This is a genomic window from Clostridioides sp. ZZV15-6597, from assembly GCF_020657815.1.
In the GTDB taxonomy this organism is placed as follows: Bacteria; Bacillota; Clostridia; order Peptostreptococcales; family Peptostreptococcaceae; genus Clostridioides.
Map to the genome: position 1 here is coordinate 1 of NZ_JAGWCT010000073.1, position 21,032 is coordinate 21,032.

At 28.2% G+C, this 21,032-nt stretch carries 21 protein-coding genes and 2 riboswitches; of the genes, 7 read left to right on the top strand and 14 right to left on the bottom strand.

Annotated elements, in window-relative coordinates; all coding sequences use genetic code 11:
* Nucleotides 1-23: 23 nt before the first annotated feature.
* From KGF52_RS14805 to recQ, 8 genes are all read right to left on the bottom strand, one after another.
* The gene (locus KGF52_RS14805) at nt 24-1,418 is read right to left on the bottom strand and encodes a YfcC family protein (RefSeq protein ID WP_227828424.1); all 1,395 of its coding nucleotides are present in this window, start codon (nt 1,416-1,418) and stop codon (nt 24-26) included.
* Between the two features lie 179 nt (nt 1,419-1,597).
* Entirely contained in the window at nt 1,598-2,296 is a 699-nt protein-coding gene (locus KGF52_RS14810; protein ID WP_227840677.1) for a thiamine phosphate synthase, read from the bottom strand.
* Nucleotides 2,297-3,400, bottom strand: coding sequence for a 2-iminoacetate synthase ThiH (thiH, locus tag KGF52_RS14815; protein ID WP_227840678.1), 1,104 nt, complete (start codon nt 3,398-3,400; stop codon nt 2,297-2,299). It lies immediately after the preceding gene.
* Nucleotides 3,401-3,416: 16 nt separating this feature from the next.
* Nucleotides 3,417-4,187 carry a thiazole synthase gene (locus KGF52_RS14820; RefSeq protein ID WP_227828421.1) on the bottom strand — a complete coding sequence of 257 codons (771 nt, stop codon included), beginning with the start codon at nt 4,185-4,187 and terminating at the stop codon, nt 3,417-3,419.
* A gap of 62 nt (nt 4,188-4,249) precedes the next feature.
* Nucleotides 4,250-5,059, bottom strand: a complete 810-nt coding sequence (thiF, locus tag KGF52_RS14825) for a sulfur carrier protein ThiS adenylyltransferase ThiF (protein ID WP_227840686.1) — start codon at nt 5,057-5,059, stop codon at nt 4,250-4,252.
* On the bottom strand, nt 5,046-5,240 hold the full coding sequence (thiS, locus tag KGF52_RS14830) for a sulfur carrier protein ThiS (protein WP_227828419.1): 195 nt from the start codon (nt 5,238-5,240) through the stop codon (nt 5,046-5,048). The genes thiF and thiS overlap by 14 nt, the downstream gene beginning before the upstream one ends.
* Before the next feature lie 48 nt (nt 5,241-5,288).
* Nucleotides 5,289-6,590 (bottom strand): phosphomethylpyrimidine synthase ThiC, encoded by a 1,302-nt coding sequence (gene thiC / locus KGF52_RS14835; protein WP_227433195.1) that lies wholly within the window; start codon nt 6,588-6,590, stop codon nt 5,289-5,291.
* A 142-nt stretch (nt 6,591-6,732) separates the two neighbouring features.
* A riboswitch (TPP riboswitch) is annotated at nt 6,733-6,844 on the bottom strand.
* Between the two features lie 88 nt (nt 6,845-6,932).
* Complete coding sequence (recQ, locus tag KGF52_RS14840) at nt 6,933-9,416, bottom strand: DNA helicase RecQ (protein WP_227840679.1); 2,484 nt, start codon at nt 9,414-9,416, stop codon at nt 6,933-6,935.
* A gap of 187 nt (nt 9,417-9,603) precedes the next feature.
* Nucleotides 9,604-9,725, top strand: a riboswitch (FMN riboswitch).
* 137 nt (nt 9,726-9,862) lie between these two features.
* On the opposite strand from recQ, the gene ribD reads away from it, so the two are divergent.
* The 4 genes from ribD to ribE all read left to right on the top strand — a co-directional run bounded on the left by ribD (nt 9,863) and on the right by ribE (nt 13,454).
* The gene (ribD, locus tag KGF52_RS14845; RefSeq protein WP_227840680.1) at nt 9,863-10,975 is read left to right on the top strand and encodes a bifunctional diaminohydroxyphosphoribosylaminopyrimidine deaminase/5-amino-6-(5-phosphoribosylamino)uracil reductase RibD; all 1,113 of its coding nucleotides are present in this window, start codon (nt 9,863-9,865) and stop codon (nt 10,973-10,975) included.
* A 29-nt stretch (nt 10,976-11,004) separates the two neighbouring features.
* Complete coding sequence (locus KGF52_RS14850) at nt 11,005-11,670, top strand: riboflavin synthase (protein WP_227840681.1); 666 nt, start codon at nt 11,005-11,007, stop codon at nt 11,668-11,670.
* A 22-nt stretch (nt 11,671-11,692) separates the two neighbouring features.
* The gene (locus KGF52_RS14855) at nt 11,693-12,886 is read left to right on the top strand and encodes a bifunctional 3,4-dihydroxy-2-butanone-4-phosphate synthase/GTP cyclohydrolase II (RefSeq protein ID WP_227840682.1); all 1,194 of its coding nucleotides are present in this window, start codon (nt 11,693-11,695) and stop codon (nt 12,884-12,886) included.
* A gap of 106 nt (nt 12,887-12,992) precedes the next feature.
* The gene (gene ribE / locus KGF52_RS14860) at nt 12,993-13,454 is read left to right on the top strand and encodes a 6,7-dimethyl-8-ribityllumazine synthase (protein WP_227840683.1); all 462 of its coding nucleotides are present in this window, start codon (nt 12,993-12,995) and stop codon (nt 13,452-13,454) included.
* 212 nt (nt 13,455-13,666) lie between these two features.
* Here the strand turns inward: ribE and KGF52_RS14865 are convergent, their stop codons facing one another.
* The gene (locus tag KGF52_RS14865) at nt 13,667-13,942 is read right to left on the bottom strand and encodes a hypothetical protein (RefSeq protein WP_227840684.1); all 276 of its coding nucleotides are present in this window, start codon (nt 13,940-13,942) and stop codon (nt 13,667-13,669) included.
* Between the two features lie 280 nt (nt 13,943-14,222).
* On the opposite strand from KGF52_RS14865, the gene KGF52_RS14870 reads away from it, so the two are divergent.
* Complete coding sequence (locus tag KGF52_RS14870; RefSeq protein WP_227828413.1) at nt 14,223-14,651, top strand: hypothetical protein; 429 nt, start codon at nt 14,223-14,225, stop codon at nt 14,649-14,651.
* A gap of 211 nt (nt 14,652-14,862) precedes the next feature.
* Here the strand turns inward: KGF52_RS14870 and KGF52_RS14875 are convergent, their stop codons facing one another.
* Entirely contained in the window at nt 14,863-16,314 is a 1,452-nt protein-coding gene (locus KGF52_RS14875) for an alanine/glycine:cation symporter family protein (RefSeq protein WP_227828412.1), read from the bottom strand.
* A 466-nt stretch (nt 16,315-16,780) separates the two neighbouring features.
* Here KGF52_RS14875 and KGF52_RS14880 point away from each other — a divergent pair, with 466 nt between their 5' ends.
* Both KGF52_RS14880 and KGF52_RS14885 read left to right on the top strand, forming a co-directional pair.
* Nucleotides 16,781-18,046, top strand: a complete 1,266-nt coding sequence (locus KGF52_RS14880) for an ArsB/NhaD family transporter (RefSeq protein WP_227433187.1) — start codon at nt 16,781-16,783, stop codon at nt 18,044-18,046.
* Between the two features lie 38 nt (nt 18,047-18,084).
* A complete protein-coding gene (locus KGF52_RS14885; RefSeq protein ID WP_227433186.1) occupies nt 18,085-18,540 on the top strand; it encodes a hypothetical protein in 456 nt (151 codons plus the stop codon).
* 136 nt (nt 18,541-18,676) lie between these two features.
* Here KGF52_RS14885 and KGF52_RS14890 read toward each other — a convergent pair whose 3' ends face one another.
* From KGF52_RS14890 to trxA, 4 genes are all read right to left on the bottom strand, one after another.
* Nucleotides 18,677-19,048 carry a NifB/NifX family molybdenum-iron cluster-binding protein gene (locus tag KGF52_RS14890; protein ID WP_227828411.1) on the bottom strand — a complete coding sequence of 124 codons (372 nt, stop codon included), beginning with the start codon at nt 19,046-19,048 and terminating at the stop codon, nt 18,677-18,679.
* A gap of 2 nt (nt 19,049-19,050) precedes the next feature.
* Nucleotides 19,051-19,419 carry an ArsR/SmtB family transcription factor gene (locus KGF52_RS14895; RefSeq protein WP_227828410.1) on the bottom strand — a complete coding sequence of 123 codons (369 nt, stop codon included), beginning with the start codon at nt 19,417-19,419 and terminating at the stop codon, nt 19,051-19,053.
* Between the two features lie 287 nt (nt 19,420-19,706).
* Complete coding sequence (locus KGF52_RS14900) at nt 19,707-20,585, bottom strand: NAD(P)/FAD-dependent oxidoreductase (protein WP_227433183.1); 879 nt, start codon at nt 20,583-20,585, stop codon at nt 19,707-19,709.
* A 16-nt stretch (nt 20,586-20,601) separates the two neighbouring features.
* A complete protein-coding gene (trxA, locus tag KGF52_RS14905) occupies nt 20,602-20,919 on the bottom strand; it encodes a thioredoxin (RefSeq protein ID WP_227840685.1) in 318 nt (105 codons plus the stop codon).
* Nucleotides 20,920-21,032: the final 113 nt, after the last annotated feature.

The following is a 21,032-nucleotide window of genomic DNA, read 5'->3' on the forward strand; positions in this document are numbered from 1 at the left end:
ATATTAAATTAAACTCTCTTCAATTAAAAACCTATATATATACCTATTGTTAAAAAAACTAAAGATACAGCTGTTAAAATCAACAATATAGGCATTATAAATTTTACCCATTTTGAGAAAGGAACATGAGCTACTGCAAGTGCTCCCATTAGTACTCCAGATGTTGGAGTTATAAAGTTTGTAAGACCTACCCCAAATTGATAAGCAGTTACTATAACTTGAGCTGATATATTAACTAAATCACCAAGAGGAGCAAGAACAGGCACTGTAAGTGAAGCAAGTCCTGAAGATGATGGAATCAAAAATGCCAACGCAGCTTCCAAGAAAAATGATAGATATACAAATATAACCTTTGGAAGTCCACCTAAAAAGCTTGCTGCAGAATTTAATATAGTATCTATTATGAATCCATTTTGAGCAATTATTACAATTCCACGAGCTAAAGCTATTGCAAGAGCAGCTGATGCTAAATCTTTTGCTCCATCTATGAAACTATCAGAAATTTCACTTTGTGACAATCTACCAACTAATCCAGAAAGTACACCTATCGCAGCAAAACACATTGATATTTCTGGGATATACCATCCTTGACTTAAAACACCCCAAATCATTATCGCCATTCCTATTCCAAATATAGCAAGAACAGATACTTCTTTAAAAGTAAACTCTTTTATTTCAGTTGAAGTATGATTAAGTATTGATTTATTGTTTTTATCTATCTCATACACTATTGAGCTTTCAGGGTTTTCTTTAACTTTTTTAGCATAATACATTACAAACGCTATACTGATTAATATATATGCTATAAAAATCACTACTCTATATGCTACTCCTGAACCAGGAGCAAGTTGAGCTAGTGCTTGTGCAATACCAACTGAGAATGGATTTATTGTCGATGCAGCCGCTCCTGCCGCTGCTCCTATAAATACAATCGCAATGGCGGTTAGAGAATCATATCCTAAGGATGTCATAAGTGGAACAAATATCATATAAAATGGTAATGTTTCTTCTGCCATCCCAAATGTAGTACCTCCAAGACCAAATAAAATCATTGATATCGGAATTATAAGTAGTTCTTTTCCTTTAAACTTCGATATAACTGATGCTATTCCTGCTTCTATAGCTCCAGTTCTATTTACAATACCAAAAGCACCTCCAACTATTAAAACAAATCCTACAACTTCTGCTGAATCAATAAAACCTTCTATAGGCGCTTTAAAAACATCTGTAAATCCTTGAGGATTACTTTCTACACTTTGATAAGTCCCTGGTACAACAACCATCCTACCTTCTACATCTTCTCTACTAAATTCACCACTTGGTACTATCCACGTTAATATTGCCATTAAGACTATTAGCAAGAATATAATTGTAAAAGTGTGTGGTATAATAAATCGTTTCTTCTTACTGTCAATCATTATAATGTCCTCCATACTTTACTAAATTTTGAATCTATATAGGATATTTTTTAATCTCTCTGACTAAAGTTTTCCCTTTTTACAATTTTTTATTAGCAAAGATACAAAATAAAAAAGCTCTCTTTTAGATTTTAAAAGATAGCTTTTTTTATTTTTATTCAATTTAAATACTTTACTTCCTATTTTGCTAATTGAATTTTTTCATTATAATTTGATATTGTTTCTTCAATATTTTTAGATTTCATTATAGTTGACATTACAGCAAAATCATCACAGTATTTTAATGTTTCTTTGACATTAGATGGTAGAATTCCTCCAAGTGCAACTATCTTAATATCAGTAATTTTCTTAGCTTCCTTTAAAAGTTCAATTCCTTTTGGCAATAAATTTTCTTTACACTTAGTTTCATATATATGTGATAATGTTATGTAATCTATTTCTATATTTTGTTTTCTTATTATTTCTTCTAGATACTTTACTTCTTCTACTTTATGTAATGACAATCCCAATATTTTATTTTCATTGAAATTATACCTATTTCCCAGTAAATTCAAAAACAATTTAAATGGAAGATGAATACCTTGACAATCTATCTTTTCAAAAAATTCTATATTACTATTTATTATGAAGTTTACGTTAAAGCCATCATTATTTTCTTTCTTTTTTATACTGTTCTTCAAGCTTTCATCTAATATTTTTTCTTGAAAATTAATGCACTTGATTTTCTTTTTTATCTTTATATATAAATCTTTTAATGCTTCATATTCTAAATCTTTTTCTCTTATTATAATATTTTCTACGCCACTCAATATAGATTCTTTAATAACCTCTAAGTATCGTTCCTCACTACATAAATTTCTATTTGTTATCAAATACATCTAAAATCTTTCCCAATCTTTAAATACATGTTGATAACCAATTGAATTTAGCATTTTCTCTATATCTTCAACAGTACTTTCATCATTTATTTTGAATTGAGCAGTATCATGTTCATCTTGAGAATGACCTCCTACATCTGTAGATACACCTGCACTTAATTTAGTTACCCCTAAAGGTATTATATGACTTCTCATTTCTAAATTTTCTCTAGTAGATATATTTAAAGCTGCATGAGGGTCAAACAGTCTCATACAAACCATAGCTTGAACTAAATCAGTATCGCTTATATCTACTAATTCTTCAAAACAACCTTTGAATGGTCTCATTCTTGGTGTTGAATATGAAAGCTCAATATGAGGATATTTTGTTTTTAGATATTTCCCATGCAATATCGTAAAGAAGGTCTCTTTTCTAAAATCGTTTAATCCTAAAAGCGCTCCTATTGATAGAGTTCTCATACCTGCCTTTGCTCCTCTTTCAGGAGCATCTAATCTAAATTTATAATTTGATTTTGGCCCTTTTAAATGTACTCTTTTATATATTTCCTCATCATAAGTCTCTTGGTATACAGTTAGACCTTCAACACCTTTGTCTACAATATACTTATATTCATCTACTTCCATCGGATATACTTCAATTCCTATAGATGGAAATTTATCTCTTAATATTTCTATAGCTTCACCTATATATTCTACACTTGAATGAAAACTACTTTCACCAGTTAAAACAAGTAGGTGTTTGAAACCTTCTTTTGAAATTTCATTTCCTTCCTCTCTAATTTCATCCATAGTTAGTTTTTTTCTTTTTATTCCACTTTTTATATTGTAACTACAATAAACACATTGATTTACACAGTAATTTGCTATATACATTGGGGTATATAGACAGACTGTCTTTCCAAAATATTGAACACTTAATTTATGTGCTTTTTGTGCCATAGCTTCTAAATGTTTTACAGCAGTTTCAGAAAGTAAATTTAATATATCAAAATCCTCAAGTTTGTCTTTTGATAAACTTCTTAAAACATCATTGTCTGTAACATTATTTAAATATCCATCAAAATCAAAATCCCTATATTTTTCTATTACCTCATAAAAACTCATCATCAATCACCACTTTCTATAAATTGCCTAAAAAACCTGTTAAAGGAGAAGATGCGTTTGCAAATTCTGATACACTTCCTGCTTTTGCTATATAAGCTTCTCGTCCACCTTCTACAGCTAACTTAAATGCTCTAGCCATTTGCACAGGGTCACCTGCTGAAGCTATAGCAGTATTAACAAGTACTGCATCAGCGCCCATTTCCATAGCTTCCATAGCTTGAGACGGTTTACCAATACCTGCATCAACTATTATTGGTATATCTAATTCATCTATCATTATTTTTATCATTTCTTTCATTTGAAGACCTCTATTTGAACCAATTGGAGCACCAAGAGGCATAACCGCTGCTGCTTTAGCTTCTATAAGTCTTCTTCCAGCATAAAGGTCTGGCGTCATATATGGAAGTACTATAAATCCCTCATCAGCAAGTATTTTTGTAGCTTTTATAGTTTCTTCATTATCAGGAAGTAAGTATCTAGTATCTGATATTACTTCTATTTTTATAAAGTCTCCACAACCCATTTTTCTAGATATTCTAGCTATTCTTACAGCTTCTTCTGCATTAGTAGCTCCTGATGTATTTGGAAGTATAGTCATTTCTTTTGGAATATACGTTAAGATATTTTCTTGTTTATTATCTAAATCTACTCTTCTAAGTGCCATTGTTATTATTTCGCTTCCACTTTCTTTGATTACTTTAGGCAATATATCATTTGAGCCATATTTACCTGTTCCAACCAATAATCTACTATTAAATTCATGTCCTCCAAGTACTAATTTATCCATTTTCTTTCCTCCCTATCTTAACTTTTTCAATTTTCAATCTTTTTATTTTGTGACTCACGCATTTACATATCTATAAGTATTTGTGTTGCCAAATTTGCCATATGATTTGCGCAAATAGCTACTCTTGGTGCCATAAGTCCTTCTCCAAATTTAGCTTCATTTACAAAATCTCCACATATATAAAATCTATCTCTTATTTTCTTAGTAGTTATTATATTTGAATCATAATAACCTGCCATACCTGATGATGCTATCAAATATTTATCTTTCAAGTTTAGTAAGGTATAATTACAAACTTGTGCTTTACATGAAGCATCATCGAAAGCTTCAATTATCAAATCTGCCTCTTTAAGTACATCCATATTGTATTTATTTAAAAAAACATTTTGCGTTTTTAATTTTACAAATGGATTAATTTTTGTTATATTTTCAACCATAGCATCTGTTTTTAGTTTTCCTATATCGTCTATAAAGTATTGCTGTCTATTTAAGTTAGATGGCTCTACAACATCATAATCTATAAGTAGAAGTTCTCCAACTCCAATTCGAGCTAAAGAGATAGCTATATTGGATCCAAGTCCACCTAGTCCCAATATAGCAACTCTTCCTTTTTTTAATTTATTATGCACATTTGGAGTATGCCTAGCTATCAACAAGCTTTCTAGCTCATCAAAAGAAGGCTTAACCCCTTTTTGTATAAGTGTTAATTTATCATTTTCAGAAAGTGGAATGTCGGCTTTAATTGGATATCCATTCAACACCAATACATCACATTTATGATTATAATTATCTCTAACTTTATAGGCAGTTGTATTTTCTTCAACATCTGTTAATATTTCATTTACAAATATTTTTATTTTAACCACCTCCAATAAAGCCAATAAGTTCTACAACATCTTCATCCTTTAATATATATGTATTGTAATTAGATTCTTCAACTATTTCTAGATTTATCTCAACTACAACTCTATCACTCTTTAAGTTATATTTATTCAACAAATCTATAACAGTTAAATTTTCTTTGAATTCAATATTCTTGCCATTAACCTTCACTAACTCACCTCCTCCTTTTGACTTTATTCAACCAATCCTTGGTACAAATTATATTAAATTAAGTTCCTCATTGTTTAATATTTTCTTAACTGTTCTCATTGAACACATTTTTCCACACATAGTACAACTATCTTCATGAGTAGGAGTTGACTCATCTCTATATCTTTTAGCCTTTTCAGGGTCTATTGCAAGTCTAAACATTTCACACCAATCTAAATCTGCTCTAGCTTTACTCATTTTGTTATCCCACTCACGAGCTCCTTTAACATTCTTAGCTATATCTCCTGCATGAGCAGCTATTTTAGCAGCTATTATCCCTTCTTTCATATCATCTAAATTAGGTAATCTTAAGTGTTCTGCTGGAGTTACGTAGCATAAAAAATCTACTCCTTTAGCACATGCTAATGCTCCTCCTATTGCACTAGTTATATGGTCATAACCTGGTGCTATATCCGTAACCAATGGTCCAAGAACATAAAAAGGCGCTCCATGACATAGTCTTTTTTCTAACACTACATTTGCTTCTATTTCATCAATAGCCATATGACCAGGGCCTTCTATCATGACTTGTACATTTCTTTCCCATGCTCTTTTAGTAAGCTCTCCTAATACAACAAGTTCTTGAATCTGAACACCATCTGTAGAATCTTTTATACAACCAGGTCTGCAAGCATCTCCTAAACTTAATGTAACATCATATTCTTCACAAATATCTAAAATCTTATCAAAATTAGTATAAATAGGATTTTCTTTATTATTTAACTCCATCCAAGCAAATAATAATGAACCTCCACGAGATACTATATGAGTCAATCTTTCATGATTTTTTATCTTTTGGCAAACACTTCTAGTAAGACCAGCATGTATAGTAATAAAATCAACTCCGTCAATAGCATGTTGTCTTATTACATTTAAAAATTCTTCTTCTGTTATATCCTTTAGTTCTTTTTCTAAATACCCTACTGCATCATACATAGGAACCGAACCTATCATTGCAGGTGACATTTCAACAACTTTTTCTCTAAATTCTCTAGTTTTTCCATAGTTACTTAAGTCCATTATTGCTTCAGCTTTCATGTCTATTGCCACTTTAACTTTTTCAAGTTCATTTTCTATATTCTTACAATCTCTTGAAATTCCTAGGTTTACATTTATCTTTGTTCTTAAATTTTTACCTACACCTTCTGCACTTAAGGATTTATGATTTTTGTTAGCAGGTATAACAACTTGTCCCTTTGCTATTAATTCTCTTAATTCATTTACATCTACTTGTTCCTTTTGAGAAACGATTTCCATTTCTTTAGTTATTATGCCTTTTCTAGCAGCATCCATTTGCGTTGTATAATTCATATTACATTCCTCCAAGATTAAAGTTATAGTTTTTAACAATAAAAAAAGTGCTTTTCCTTGTTTTGGAAAGCACTCTTATAATCATATATACACTTAGACAAATTTCTCACTATACAGAATAATTTATCTATTTATATAACAAAATTATATTACAAAGCTTCCCTTCGCAAGCATTATCTTGATCAGGTTATTAGGGTTTGTAAGTTACGGCTTTATCTCTCAGCTAGCCAATTCTAGCGCCCCTAGCTCTAAATTTTTATCATTTTTACAAATTCAGTATAACACAGCAAAAATATTAGTTCAACACAATAATACAAATTTTATATTTTAATCCACCTAACTTTACTCTAACGATACACCTTTTTTCGAATTTTCAAGATAAGTTTTAAGTATTACAGCCCTTATATTTTCATACTTTATTGAATCTGGAAGTTTTCTTTTTATGTTATTTAAATTTTCATAACCTATTTTTTCACACACTTCTAAAATCATTTTCTTTTCATCTTCAGTATAAAAACTTTCTAAATCCAATGTAAATGACATACTCTGCCCATCTTTCACATAATCATATACATATCCAATAACCGTAGATAAGGATACTTCTATTTCTTGGCTAACACTTTGTATGTCCTTCCCTTGATTTAGTAAATCTAATGCTATTTCATTGTTTTTTCTGCTTTCTCCATCTAGTATCAATTTTCTTTTTTTCTTTTTCTCCCAATTAACATCAATACTATTTTCTTTTACATAATGTTTAACTTCATCTAAAATACTAGCCCCATACTTTTCAATTTTTACTTCACCTATACCTGAAATATCCTTTAATTGTTCTTTATCAATGGGATATCTTCCACTTATTTCTTTCAAAGCTTTATTAGTTAAAATCATGTATGGAAGTAATTTTTCTTTTTTAGCATATTCTTCTCGAATATTTATTAGCCTTTCATATAAAGCTTTATCTGTATTAACTTCAAGAAATTCACTATTATCATTCGTTAAATCGATATTTTTTTCTTTATCTTTTTTATTTATATTATTTTTTTCGACATATTCTTTGATTAGTGTTTCAAAATCTTCACCATATTTTTGATATTTAATTTCTCCTACTCCGGATATATTTAGCATTTCTTCTTTATTGACTGGATAACTACTAGACATAGCTCTAAGTGTTCCATCTCCAAAAACCATATATGGAGCTATTTTTTCTTCACTTGCAATTAAGTGTCTTAACTCTCTTAAAGCATTATATAATTCATCTTCTACTTCTAGGGATTTTGTCATTACAATTTCCTTAAATTCTACCTTTGCCTCACCCTTCAAAACTTTCATAGACATATCATTTAATCTTATAGTTGGGTAACTTCCTCTGTTTCCGCTACCTAAAGTTTCGACTAAATCTAAAAACCCATGAGAAACTAATGTATTTATAAAATTCTTCAAGTCTTCACTTGAATAATCTCTCATAATATTATATGTAGACAAAGTATCTAAACCAAGTTGTAAAATTTTTTTGTTTTTAGACCCTCTAAGTACATCTACAATAGTATTAACACCATAGCTTCTTTTCATTCTAGCTACACATGAAATAACTTTTTGAGCATCTATGGTTTTATCTACTATTTCCCCCTCCACTAGACAATTACTACAGTTATTACAATTTTCTACATAATTTTCCCCAAAATAATTTAATATTGTCTTCCTATAACAAGAATTACTATAGACTAAATCAATCATATGCTGAAGTTTTTTATGTTGAAATAATTTTCTTTCGGGATTTTCAACACCAATATCTATTAAATATTTTTGTATATGTACATCTCCTGGAGAAAATAAAAGTATACATTCACTTTTTTCTCCATCCCTACCAGCTCTCCCTATTTCTTGGTAGTAATTTTCTACACTTTGAGGCATATTATAGTGTATAACCCATCTTATATTGGGCTTATCAATACCCATTCCAAATGCATTTGTTGCTATCATTATATCTATATTATCATTTATAAAATCTTCTTGATTCTTATTTCTTTCATTTTTAGATAAACCTGCATGGTATTTTGATACAGATATATTTCTCTTTGCTAAGCCATTATAGATATTTTCAACTTCTTTTCTAGTAGCTGTATATATAATTCCAGACTCATTTTTATGATTTTGAATATAATCTAAAATATATTTATTTTTACTAGATGATTTTACTATATTTATTGCTAGGTTTTCTCTATCAAACCCTGTTATGTAACAATCTGGACTCTCTAAACACAATAAATTTATTATATCAGCTCTTACCTCTTCTGATGCAGTAGCTGTAAAAGCTGTGACTATGGGTCTTTTAGACAAACTATTGATAAACGTAGAAATCCTTCTATAGCTCAGTCTAAAATCATGTCCCCATTGAGATACACAATGTGCTTCATCTATTGCAATTTGGCTTATGTCATTATTATTTATTAGTTCAAGAAATTCTTGAGTATCTAATCTTTCTGGAGCAATATAAAGTATTTTATAAGTATTTTTTCTAATATTACTTAATATTTCATTAAATTCTTTGTTTCCCAATGAACTATTTATAAAAGCAGCATTGATTCCCATGGCTTTTAAAGCGTCTACTTGGTCTTTCATAAGAGATATAAGTGGTGAAATCACTACTGTCATCCCATCTAATATCAATGCTGGAAGTTGATAACATATAGATTTTCCTCCTCCAGTTGGCATTATAGCTAATACATCTTTTTTATTCAAAATAGAATTTATTATGGACTCTTGGCCTTTTCTAAAACTTGTATATCCATAGTATTTTGATAATATTTCTAAAGGTTTTTTGTTCATATATTTCTCTCCCAATTCAAATTAATTAAACTTCTTTTCTGATTATGTTCAAATTTTTATTTTTATATTCACAATCGCATTATTCCAAAGTTTCTAGCTGTTATATATTATATATTAACATATATTTTTAAAAAAATAGTTTGCAAAGTAAAATAATTTATGATACATTCTAAATATAAATTTAATACTTAATCTTCGGGGTAGGGTGAAATTCCCAATCGGCGGTATAGCCCGCGAGCTGAGTTAAAACTTGGTTGATTTGGTTAAATTCCAAAGCCGACAGTAAAGTCTGGATGGAAGAAGATATATGCTAAATAAGTGTTTTTGTAGAGCAGTTTTGCTATACATTTATGCAATATTTATTGTAGATTATTCTAGACCCTGAGTTAATTCTCAGGGTTTTTTGTTTGAAAATTATCTAAGTTTAAATAGGAGGTGTAAATATTGTGAAATTTATAAGTCAAAAAGAAAAAGATATTTATTATATGAAAAAAGCTATTGAATTGGCCAAAAATGGAGAAGGTTTTGTAAATCCAAATCCATTAGTGGGATGTGTAATTGTTAAGGATAACGACATAATAGGTAAAGGATATCATGAGAAATTTGGCTCTAATCACGCTGAAATAAATGCTATAAATAGTGCTAATCAAAGTTTAAAAGACACTACTCTTTATGTAAATTTAGAACCATGTTCTCATTATGGCAAAACACCTCCTTGTGTAGATAAAATTATTCAAAATAAGATTAAGAGAGTCGTAATATCTACATTAGACCCAAATCCAATCGTTTGTGGTAATGGAGTAAAAAAACTAAGGGACAATAACATTGATGTTACTGTAGGTGTATTAGAAAAAGAAGCAAAACAATTAAATGAAATATTTTTTTACTACATAAAAACAAAAAAACCTCTTTGTATTGTAAAATCAGCAGTAAGTTTAGATGGCAAGATTGCCACAAAATCGCTAGAATCAAAATGGATATCTAATGAATCCTCAAGATATCTAAGTCATAAGTATAGAAATAAATATCAAGGTATAATGGTTGGGATAAATACAGTTTTAAATGATAATCCGTTGCTAACTTGCAGACTTAACCAGGAAAATGTATCTCACCCTGTAAGAATAATAATAGACACAAATTTAAAATTGCCAGTTGATAGCAAATTAGTTAAAGATAAAAACAGTAAAACTATAGTTTTTACGTGTTGTGAAGATAGTGAAAAATCATCAGTTCTAATAAAAAATAATATTGAAGTAGTACTTTCTCCTAAAAAAAATAATATGGTAGATTTAGAATTTGTAATGTATAAATTAGGAGAATTGAAAATTGATTCTGTTTTAGTTGAAGGTGGTGCTACACTTAATGACAGTCTATTTAGAAACAATTTAGTTGATAAAGTCAAATTATTTTTATCACCTAAAATTATAGGTGGAAAAGATGCTCCTACTTTCGTTTCTGGAGAGGGAATAAATTACTTATCAGATGCTATACAATTAGAAATTAAGAATGTAACTTTAATAGATGGAGATATTTTGGTGGAGTCTGATGTTTTAAATTAAATTTATAAATACATGTCTAGGAGGTCAAAATGTTTACTGGCATAGTAGAAGAAGTTGGAATACTTAGAAAAATCACAGCTAATGGCAAAAGTGGAAAAGTCAGCATACAATCAAATAAAATACTAGATGGCACAAATCTTGGAGATAGTATTGCTGTAAATGGAGTTTGCTTAACTGTTTCAAGTTTAGGTAAAAATGAATTTACTGCTGATGTCATGATGGAAACAGTTCGTTCCACAAATTTAAGTTCATTAAATCCAAATGATAAAGTAAATCTCGAAAGAGCTATGAGTCTTTCTTCTAGATTTGGTGGACACATAGTAACAGGTCATGTTGATAGTAAAGGTACTATTTGTAAATTTGAAAAAGATGAAAACGCAGTTTTAATAAGCATACAATCATCCAAAGAACTTTTATCAACAATAATACACAAAGGCTCTGTGGCTATTGATGGTGTAAGCCTAACTATAGCTTATCTAGATGATGAAATATTTAAGGTTTCTGTTATACCTCATACTAAATTTAACACTACTCTCTTAACCAAGAATGTTGGAGATTTTGTCAATTTAGAAAGTGATGTAATTGGAAAGTATGTTAATAATTTTCTTGTAAAAAACTACAAGGAATTAAATTCTAATAGTAATAACTATAAATCAAATATAGATAAAGAATTTTTATTTAAAAATGGTTTTTAAAAATAATAAAGGAGTGAATTACATGTTTAATACTATTGAAGAAGCTATTAATGATATCAAAAATGGAAAAATGGTAATCGTAGTTGATGATGAAAGTAGAGAAAATGAAGGAGATTTATTGATGGCAGCTGAAATGGCTACAGCTGAGACAATAAACTTTATGGCTACATATGGTAGAGGACTTATTTGTCTACCTGCTACTGAAGAAAAATTTAAAAGTTTAAATATACCTCTTATGGTTAAAGAAAATACAGACACATTTCAAACGGCATTTACTGTCACTATAGATGGCATAGACACTTTAACAGGTATATCTGCATATGAGAGAGCTGAGACTGTCAAACTATTCTGTAATGAAAGTTCCACAAGTAAAGATTTTAAAATGCCTGGACATGTATTCCCATTAATCGCAAAAACTGGAGGTGTCCTAGTTAGAGATGGTCATACAGAAGCTTCTGTAGACCTTGCTAGACTTGCAGGATTTAAAGAAATTGGTCTTATCTGCGAAATAATGAAAGATGATGGTACAATGGCAAGAGTTGATGATTTAATGATATTTAAAGAAAAACATAATTTAAAAATAATTACTATAAAAGACTTGATAGAATATCGTAAAAGAAATGAAACCACTATAGAAAAAATTTCTAGTGCTTTTCTTCCAACAAAATATGGAAATTTTGAAATCATAGGATATAAAGATATTTATTCAAATGAAGAACACATTGCACTTACTTACGGAAATGTAAACGAAGAAAATACACTAGTTAGACTTCATTCTGAATGTTTAACAGGTGATGTATTTCATTCTTTAAAATGTGATTGTGGCCTACAATTAGAAACTTCTATGAAAAAAATTGTAGAAAATGGGAGTGGTGTTTTAATTTATATGAAACAGGAAGGTAGAGGTATTGGCCTTTTAAATAAAATTAAAGCTTATAAGCTTCAAGAAGAAGGTTATGATACTGTTGAAGCAAATTTAATGCTTGGATTTGAAGAAGATATGAGAGATTTTTATATAGCTGCTCAAATATTAAAAAACTTACATATAAAAAGTATAAATCTTTTAAGTAATAACCCTGACAAAATAAACCAGTTAGAAAAATATGGAATAAAGATTGAGCATAGAGTTCCTATTAATGAAGAAATCAATGATTTTAATAAAATATATCTAAAAACTAAGAAGGATAAAATGGGACATCTATTAGATATTATATAGCTAATGGTATTTAATTCTTATTCTACTAAGTAATTTTTATTACAATAATATGTATACATACTAAAAATATAAATTTATAACCTAAATAAAATTGGAGGAAATAAAAATGATATATGAAGGAAAACTTATTGGAAAAGACTTAAAAATAGGTATAATAAACTCTCGTTTTAATGAATTTATAACATCAAAACTTTTATCTGGTGCTCAAGATTGCCTTTTAAGACATGATGTTACTCAGGAAAATATAGAAGTAGTTTGGGTACCTGGAGCTTTTGAGATTCCTCTTGTTGCTCAAAAAATGTCTAAGAGTGGTAAGTATGATGCTATAATATGTTTAGGATGTGTTATAAGAGGTGCTACTTCTCATTATGATTATGTATGTAGTGAAGTATCTAAAGGCACTGCAAAAGTATCTTTGGATAATGAATTACCTGTTATATTTGGAATAGTAACAACAGAAAATATTGAACAAGCTATTGAAAGAGCTGGCACAAAAGCCGGAAACAAAGGATATGATTGTGCTATGAATGCACTAGAAATGGCAAACCTATTTAAGGTTCTAGATTAAATACTATTATTGATTAAATAGTGGAAATTAAAATAGAGACTATAAAATACTATTAAGTACCAAGATGGCAAAGCATATTTGTCTTTTGGTACTTAATAATTTTAAACATGATTATATATGAAACTGCAATAACTCTATTAGTAAAGGATATTGAAACATAGTTTTCTACATAGTTACTTAAAAGAATATTTTGTTTAGAAAAGATTATTTTTCTACATCCTAATTGAGTGAAAAACTCTTGTAATATTCTTTATACTTAATGCGTCATCTGGGATTAATACATACAAAGTTGCTTTCTTAATAGAAACTTTGGTTTGTACATTTCTAATATAGTTTTCAGCATTACCTTCAAATAGATAGTGATAAAATGGTACATTTGGTATAGGCTGTATTGAAAAGGATATTCTCTCCTTTAAATCATTATCTTTATGATAAAACATAAAACAAGCACGGCATACTACAACAATATACTCATTCTTACTGAACAATTTATCTCCCTCTCCCCTAAAATATAAGTTAATAATTAGAAATACTTTTAAAAGCCTAAAATAACTACAAATATAACTCTGAATATAAAATACCATAAATTCGCATATATTACTATCAAAGCTATCGTTTTTATTTATAGCATATATTAATGTTATATTAATTATCTATTTTATTATTTTCTCGATTAATTATACAATATAATTAAGTAAGCAATAATAAACTATAAATGAACACCATAATTTAATGGTTGTTTATTGAATATTTATGGGGGACTGAATTATGAAAACAAGTTCAATACAAAATTTAACACTAGAAAAACGTAACCTTATAAAAAAATATTCTCTTACTTTGAATGAAGATTTAATTTGGGAATTTAAACACGATAAATACCACACTATAAAATACTTCACACACAAGTTTGCAGTTAAAGAATCTGTGCTTGCTCTTTTATTCAACATACACAGATTATGTTATGCTAAAATAAAATACTTTGAATCAAATTTTTCAAAATATGAACCTTATAAATACAGTTATCAAGAAGGATTTGTTAAATGTGAAATATATGATATGAGTTTTATGCTGCATAAATATAGCAATATGATGATAGACTTAAGAAATTTACAAGAAATCAAAAATATAGAAGAGTTTAGATTATTTTGTGATTACTTAGAAAGTTTTGAAGATAACTTACAAGATTTGATTGTGTAGTATTTAAAAATATAAGTTTTAATATAGGATTTATAATAATTAAATTGTATTTAAATACTAAAAACTTTTAATAAAATATAAAGTACTTGAGATAAAAAAATATTACTGGAATTAAAAATTCCAGTAATATAAGTTAACTAAAATACTATATTCATATAAATTAAATACACTCTAATCTATCAAAATTACTTTATAATTTTTATAATACTTTTTATCCTAAACGTTCATCAGATAATTCATTGTGCCACTCTGATACATTTTCTAATCCTTCTATTTCATCTGCAATAAATACAGGATCTTTTATTCCAGATTTTTTTTGACTTGTATAATCTTTTAAAGCAATAAATGCGTACTTACCTAAAAGAGTTATTGCTATTAAGTTTATTATAGCCATCAGTGCCATAAATAAATCTGCTAAATTCCAAACTACCTCTACTTGAGTAAGAGAACCAAATAAAACCATACCTACAACAAAAACTCTAAATACATTAAGTTTAGTTTTACTTCCACTCATAAACTCCATATTTGATTCTCCATAGTAATAATTTCCTACTATAGAACTAAATGCAAATAAGAATATACAAACTGCTATAAAAATATTTCCTATTGGTCCTATATGGTGAGTTAAAGCTTCTTGAGCTAATTCAATTCCTGTTGCTCCACTACTAGCATAATCTGAATATAATAATACCATGAATGCTGTACAACTACATATAATTATAGTATCTGTAAAAACACCTAGAGATTGGATTAAACCTTGTTTTACAGGATGAGTTACATGTGCTGTTGCAGCAGCATTAGGCGCACTACCCATACCTGCTTCATTAGAAAATAAGCCTCTTTTTACTCCAGTCATTACAACTCCCATAAATGTACCAATTGCCATTCCTCTAAAATCAAATGCGCTTTCTACTATTAATGATATAATTCCTGGTATTTCTGTTATATTCATTACAACTATAGCTAAAGCAACTAATATGTATAATCCTGCAAATACAGGAACTATTATTTCTGAAACTTTTGCTATTCTATGAACACCACCAAAAATAACTATTGCTGTTAAAATTCCAAGACCTATTCCCATAGCCATTTTACTTATACCAAATGCATTATTAAATGCCAATGAAACAGTATTTGCTTGAACTGCATTAAATACAAATCCATAACAGATAGTTATAAGTATTGAAAATAAAACACCCATCCATCTTTTATTTAAACCTTGTTCCATATAATAAGCTGGTCCACCTCTAAAAGCTGGTCCATTCTTAACTTTATAAATTTGAGCTAATGTACTCTCCACAAAACTTGAAGCAGAACCAATTAATGCTATAAGCCACATCCAAAATACAGCACCAGGACCTCCTGCTACTACTGCAATTGCTATTCCTGCTATATTTCCAGTACCAACTCTTGAAGATGTACTTATACAAAAGGCTTGAAATGAAGATATTTTTCCTTCTTTTTTTGCATTTTTATTTGCTGCACCATCACCTAAAAGCCTAAACATTTCTATAAAATATCTGAATTGTACAAAATTTGTTTTAATAGTAAAGTAAATACCAATTACAACTAACATTATAATTAGAATATAAGACCATAAGTAATTGTTTACAAATACTACCGCATTATTAATGCCCGTTAAAATACCATTTAAAAAATCCATTTTATTAATTACCCCCTGTTAATATTGTTTTCTCAATAAATCTTAAAATCAAAAAAATGCATAATTCCTTGTGAAAAATTCATTAATTTAATTATAATATTTATAAATTTAAATTACAAGGTTTAAAATGAATAATTTGTTTGATAAATTGCAGTTTTATCTTTAAATTCAACTTTATTCTATTAATTTTATAATTTAGATATAATTAATATTTTATATTGCTTATCAAATACAATAAATTATACTTTTGGAGTATATTTTTTCGTTTGTCGTTTAATATTATAAGTAATGATATGATTTTAAAATTTATTTAAATAACAAAAATTTTCTTTAAATTCTGTTAATTTTTCGAAAACTTTGTTAAATAATATACTTTTATACATCCATTGAAAAAACTAGAAAAAAGTAATACTATATATAGTACTAGCATTAGACACAAAAGAATACAAATGGAGGTACTTATATTATGGAATTTCAACAAATAATAGCTATATGTATATTTTTAATAGTTATGGCAGCTATTATTACAGAAAAGGTAAACAGATCTGTAGCAGCTGTTGGTGGTGCACTATTAATGATAATCTTCAATATACTTACACTTGATGAAGGATTAAGCCATATAGACTTCAATACTATTGGAGTATTAGTTGGTATGATGCTATTTGTTGCTGTTGTTAAAAACTCAGGGCTATTTGAATATATAGCTATTTGGACTGCAAAAAAAGCTAAAGGTGATCCATGGAGAATAATGATTTGTTTTGCTATTATAACAGCCATTTTATCTGCTGTATTAGATAATGTTACTACTGTTTTACTTATAGGGCCAATGACTATAGTTATTACACAAATTTTGGGACTTAATCCAGTTCCATTTTTAATAACACAAATTTTAGCTTCAAATATCGGAGGTACATCTACTCTTATAGGTGACCCTCCAAATATTATGATTGGTAGTGCTGCCAATCTTAGTTTCATGGATTTTGTGATAAATTTAGGACCTGCTGTTATAGTAATACTTATTATAACAATAATATGTTTTAAATTTATTTATGGAAAAGAACTTGTTGTGGATGATAAAGCCAAAGAAGTAATATTAAAACTTGATGAAAAAAAATCTATTAAAGATAAACCCTTACTTATAAAAAGTCTTCTTTTAATAGCATTTATACTCTTTGGTTTTATGTTTCATAGCACAATCCATATAGATTCTTCTGTTGTAGCATTAACTGGTGCATCTATAATGCTTCTTATAGGAAAACAAGATGTAGATGAAATTATGGCAGGTATTGAATGGTCCACAATATTATTCTTTATGGGATTATTTGTAGTAGTTGGTGGATTAGTAGAAGTGGGTATAATAAATAAATTAGCTCAAGCATTAATTGGACTTACAGAGGGCCATATTGTATTTACGATGTTATTAATATTATGGTTATCAGCAATAGTTTCTTCATTCTTAGATAATATTCCTTTTGTTGCAACATTAATTCCACTTATTTTGACTATGCAGGCTGAAGGAATTGATGTAATGCCACTATGGTGGGCAACATCTCTTGGAGCTTGTCTTGGAGGTAATGGGACACTTATTGGAGCCTCTGCCAATGTTGTACTAGCAGGTATAGGTAATAAGCATGGTCATCCTATATCTTTTAAAGAGTATTTTAAGATAGGTTTTCCACTTATGATTATATCTATTATTATATCTACTGTTTATTTAATTATAAAATTTTAGAAAATATAGTATAATAGTATTAAAGGGGATGTGTATATATGAATATTAATACTGTTCAAGGAGATTCAATTGAAGTTCTTTTAAGACAACTTGGAGCTACAAAAATATCAAAAGTAAGTAGTACATTATATTTTATCAAGTTTGATTTAGGAGACAACTGGGAAATATCTTATACTTATAATATTAATGCTAAAGATCAATATTTTTTACAAAGAATTGAACCATATCCTATTGGTAGAGGTCTGTTTAATGATGAATATGAAATAATATCATTTATATCAAAGGATTTAAACAAATTTCTAAATGCTAAAAATAGTAGTAACTTTAAAACGTTTGTTGAAGTTACTAGAAAAGTCAATTCTATTATTGATAATGTAGAAGAATTATTTTTAAACTATAATGTAGATGGAGATGATTTAAAAACACTCAATAAAGAACTTAATGATATATTAAATGATATTAACTATATAGAAAAGCATACAAAGAAAATCTAAAGTAAGATACTTATAAATTTAAGATTATATAAAAAACTTTGTACAACTTCAAAATTTAATACGAAAGATGAAGAATCTTATTTGTTAAAATGATAAAATAGCTGATGAAGCATATGTTTCATCAGCTATCTTGTTTTTAATGATGTCCACATCCATCATGTGAACAAGTATGATTTGATGGAAATTCTACTAATTTCCCATCTTTAAGTAAGTCCAAATTACCACTGATAGTATCAGATTCAGCTCTATAAACTTTTATTCCCATACTATTTAATTTAACTATGGCACCTTGCCCTATTCCTCCAACTACCACTGCATCTACAATTGTACCTGATAATGCTTTTATTGGTTGACACTTTCCATGTTCATGACCTAAATCTCCATTGTCTAAAGATTTAACTTCTCCACTTTCTAAATCACACACAACAAAGATTGGTGCAGAACCAAAATGACCATATGGTTTACTATCTAATCCTTTATTTTCTTCTACTGGTATACATACTTTCATTATTATTTCTCCCTTCTCTTACAACATTTTTTCATAGATTTACATTCTTTACTGCATCCTAGATGTATTGTATTTACATCAAATACATCTATAAAGCTTTCACTAGAATTACTTAACATAGAATTTATAAAATCCATACATATGTTAAACACTTCTTTGTTAATATGATATAAGACATAGTATCCTTCTTTATATCCTGTTATTATGCCAACTTCTTTTAATATTTTTATATGTTGTGAAACAGCAGAATCCGAAATTCCTAAATATTTAGAAATTCCTTTTTGGCAGATATTTCTTTTAGATACTAATATAAGTATGTTAAGTCTAGTTTCATCACTCAATGCTTTAAATATTTTAACCAAATTTTCCATAAATACCTCTTTTTGATTAAGTAATTACTTAATTAAATTATAGTACTCTTAATTAGATTTTTCAACTATTATTTTTAAATTTTGGAACTTATTATAAATAATTCTAATTATTTCTATATATATTTCAATTGTTAGTTTAAATCTATCAAAATAAACACACCTAGAGATACATTTCTAAGATATCTCGAAAGGAAATAATAATATACAAATAAAAAACTGTCTAAAATAATATAATTATTTTAGACAGTTTTTTATTTGTATATTTAAAAATTTACTTACTAGTTATATTAAGCTCTTTTTAATTTATCCAGATAATAAACAGCATTTAATGCTGCTATTTGTCCTTGCCCAGCTGCTTTGATATAAGAATATGGTTTACCTACACAGTCTCCTGCAGCAAAACATCCTTCTATATTAGTTTTCATATTATTGTCAACCTTGATATGGATACCATCAATTTCTATTCCAGGAATCAACGTACTTGGAGCTGTACTATCTTTTATAACGAATACTCCATCAACTTCAATGTGATTTTCTTTAAAAGATATCTTATTTACAAGTTTATCTCCATCTATTTGCACTGGTCTATCGTGTATAATCTCAATAGAATCATCTAAATTATCTGAACTTCTCATAAGGTTTTCCTTTTTATACATAGGTATAAAATAAGTTTTTGAAGTAAGTTCACTTAAAAAATTCGCCTCTTCTTTAGATTCTTCATTATATCCTATGACTGCTACTTTTTTATTTCTATAAAGTGGTGCATCGCATGTAGCACAATACCCTACTCCTCTTCCTAGAAATTCTTCTTCACCTTTTATTGGTCTAGTATATTCTACACCAGTCGCAAGGATTACAGTAGTAGCTTCATACATATCATTTCCAGACATTATTGCAAAGTATTCTCCCATAGCATAAATATTATTTATTCTTTTATTTTCAATTGAAATATCCATGTTATCTATATGCGATTTAAATTTGTCTTTTAATTCATCTCCACTTATATCATAAAAACCTAAATAATTATCTATTGAAGGAGCTTTAACAAGCTTATTGCTTAAATTATCATTGCCAAACATAATCATTGTTTTATTTCTTATTTTTGCATTTATAGCAGCAGATAATCCTGCTGGACCACTACCTATTATAGCTATGTCATATCTCATAATATTCACCTATTTTTTATAAATATGATTTTACTTTCATTTCAATTTTGTTCTTAGGCATAAATCCAATTAGAGTTTCAACTGGCTCTCCATCTTTAAATATAATCATAGTTGGTACTGTAGATACACTAAATTGTTGAGCTATTTCTAGGCTTTCATCTATATCAACTTTTACAAATCTAGCTTTGTCTTTCATCTCTTCACCTAATTCTGCAAATACAGGTCCTAACATATTACAAGGTCCACACCAAGTTGCAAAGAAATCTACTACAACTACTCCTTTACTACCTTCAACACTACTTCTAAATTCAGATGTATTTATAACTTTTGCCATTTTTTTAATCCTCCTAAAAATTTATTATCCTTATAATTATACTATGAAATTTATAAATATAATTTTACTTTTATAAATTCTTTTATATTTTATTTTATACTAATTAGTATACC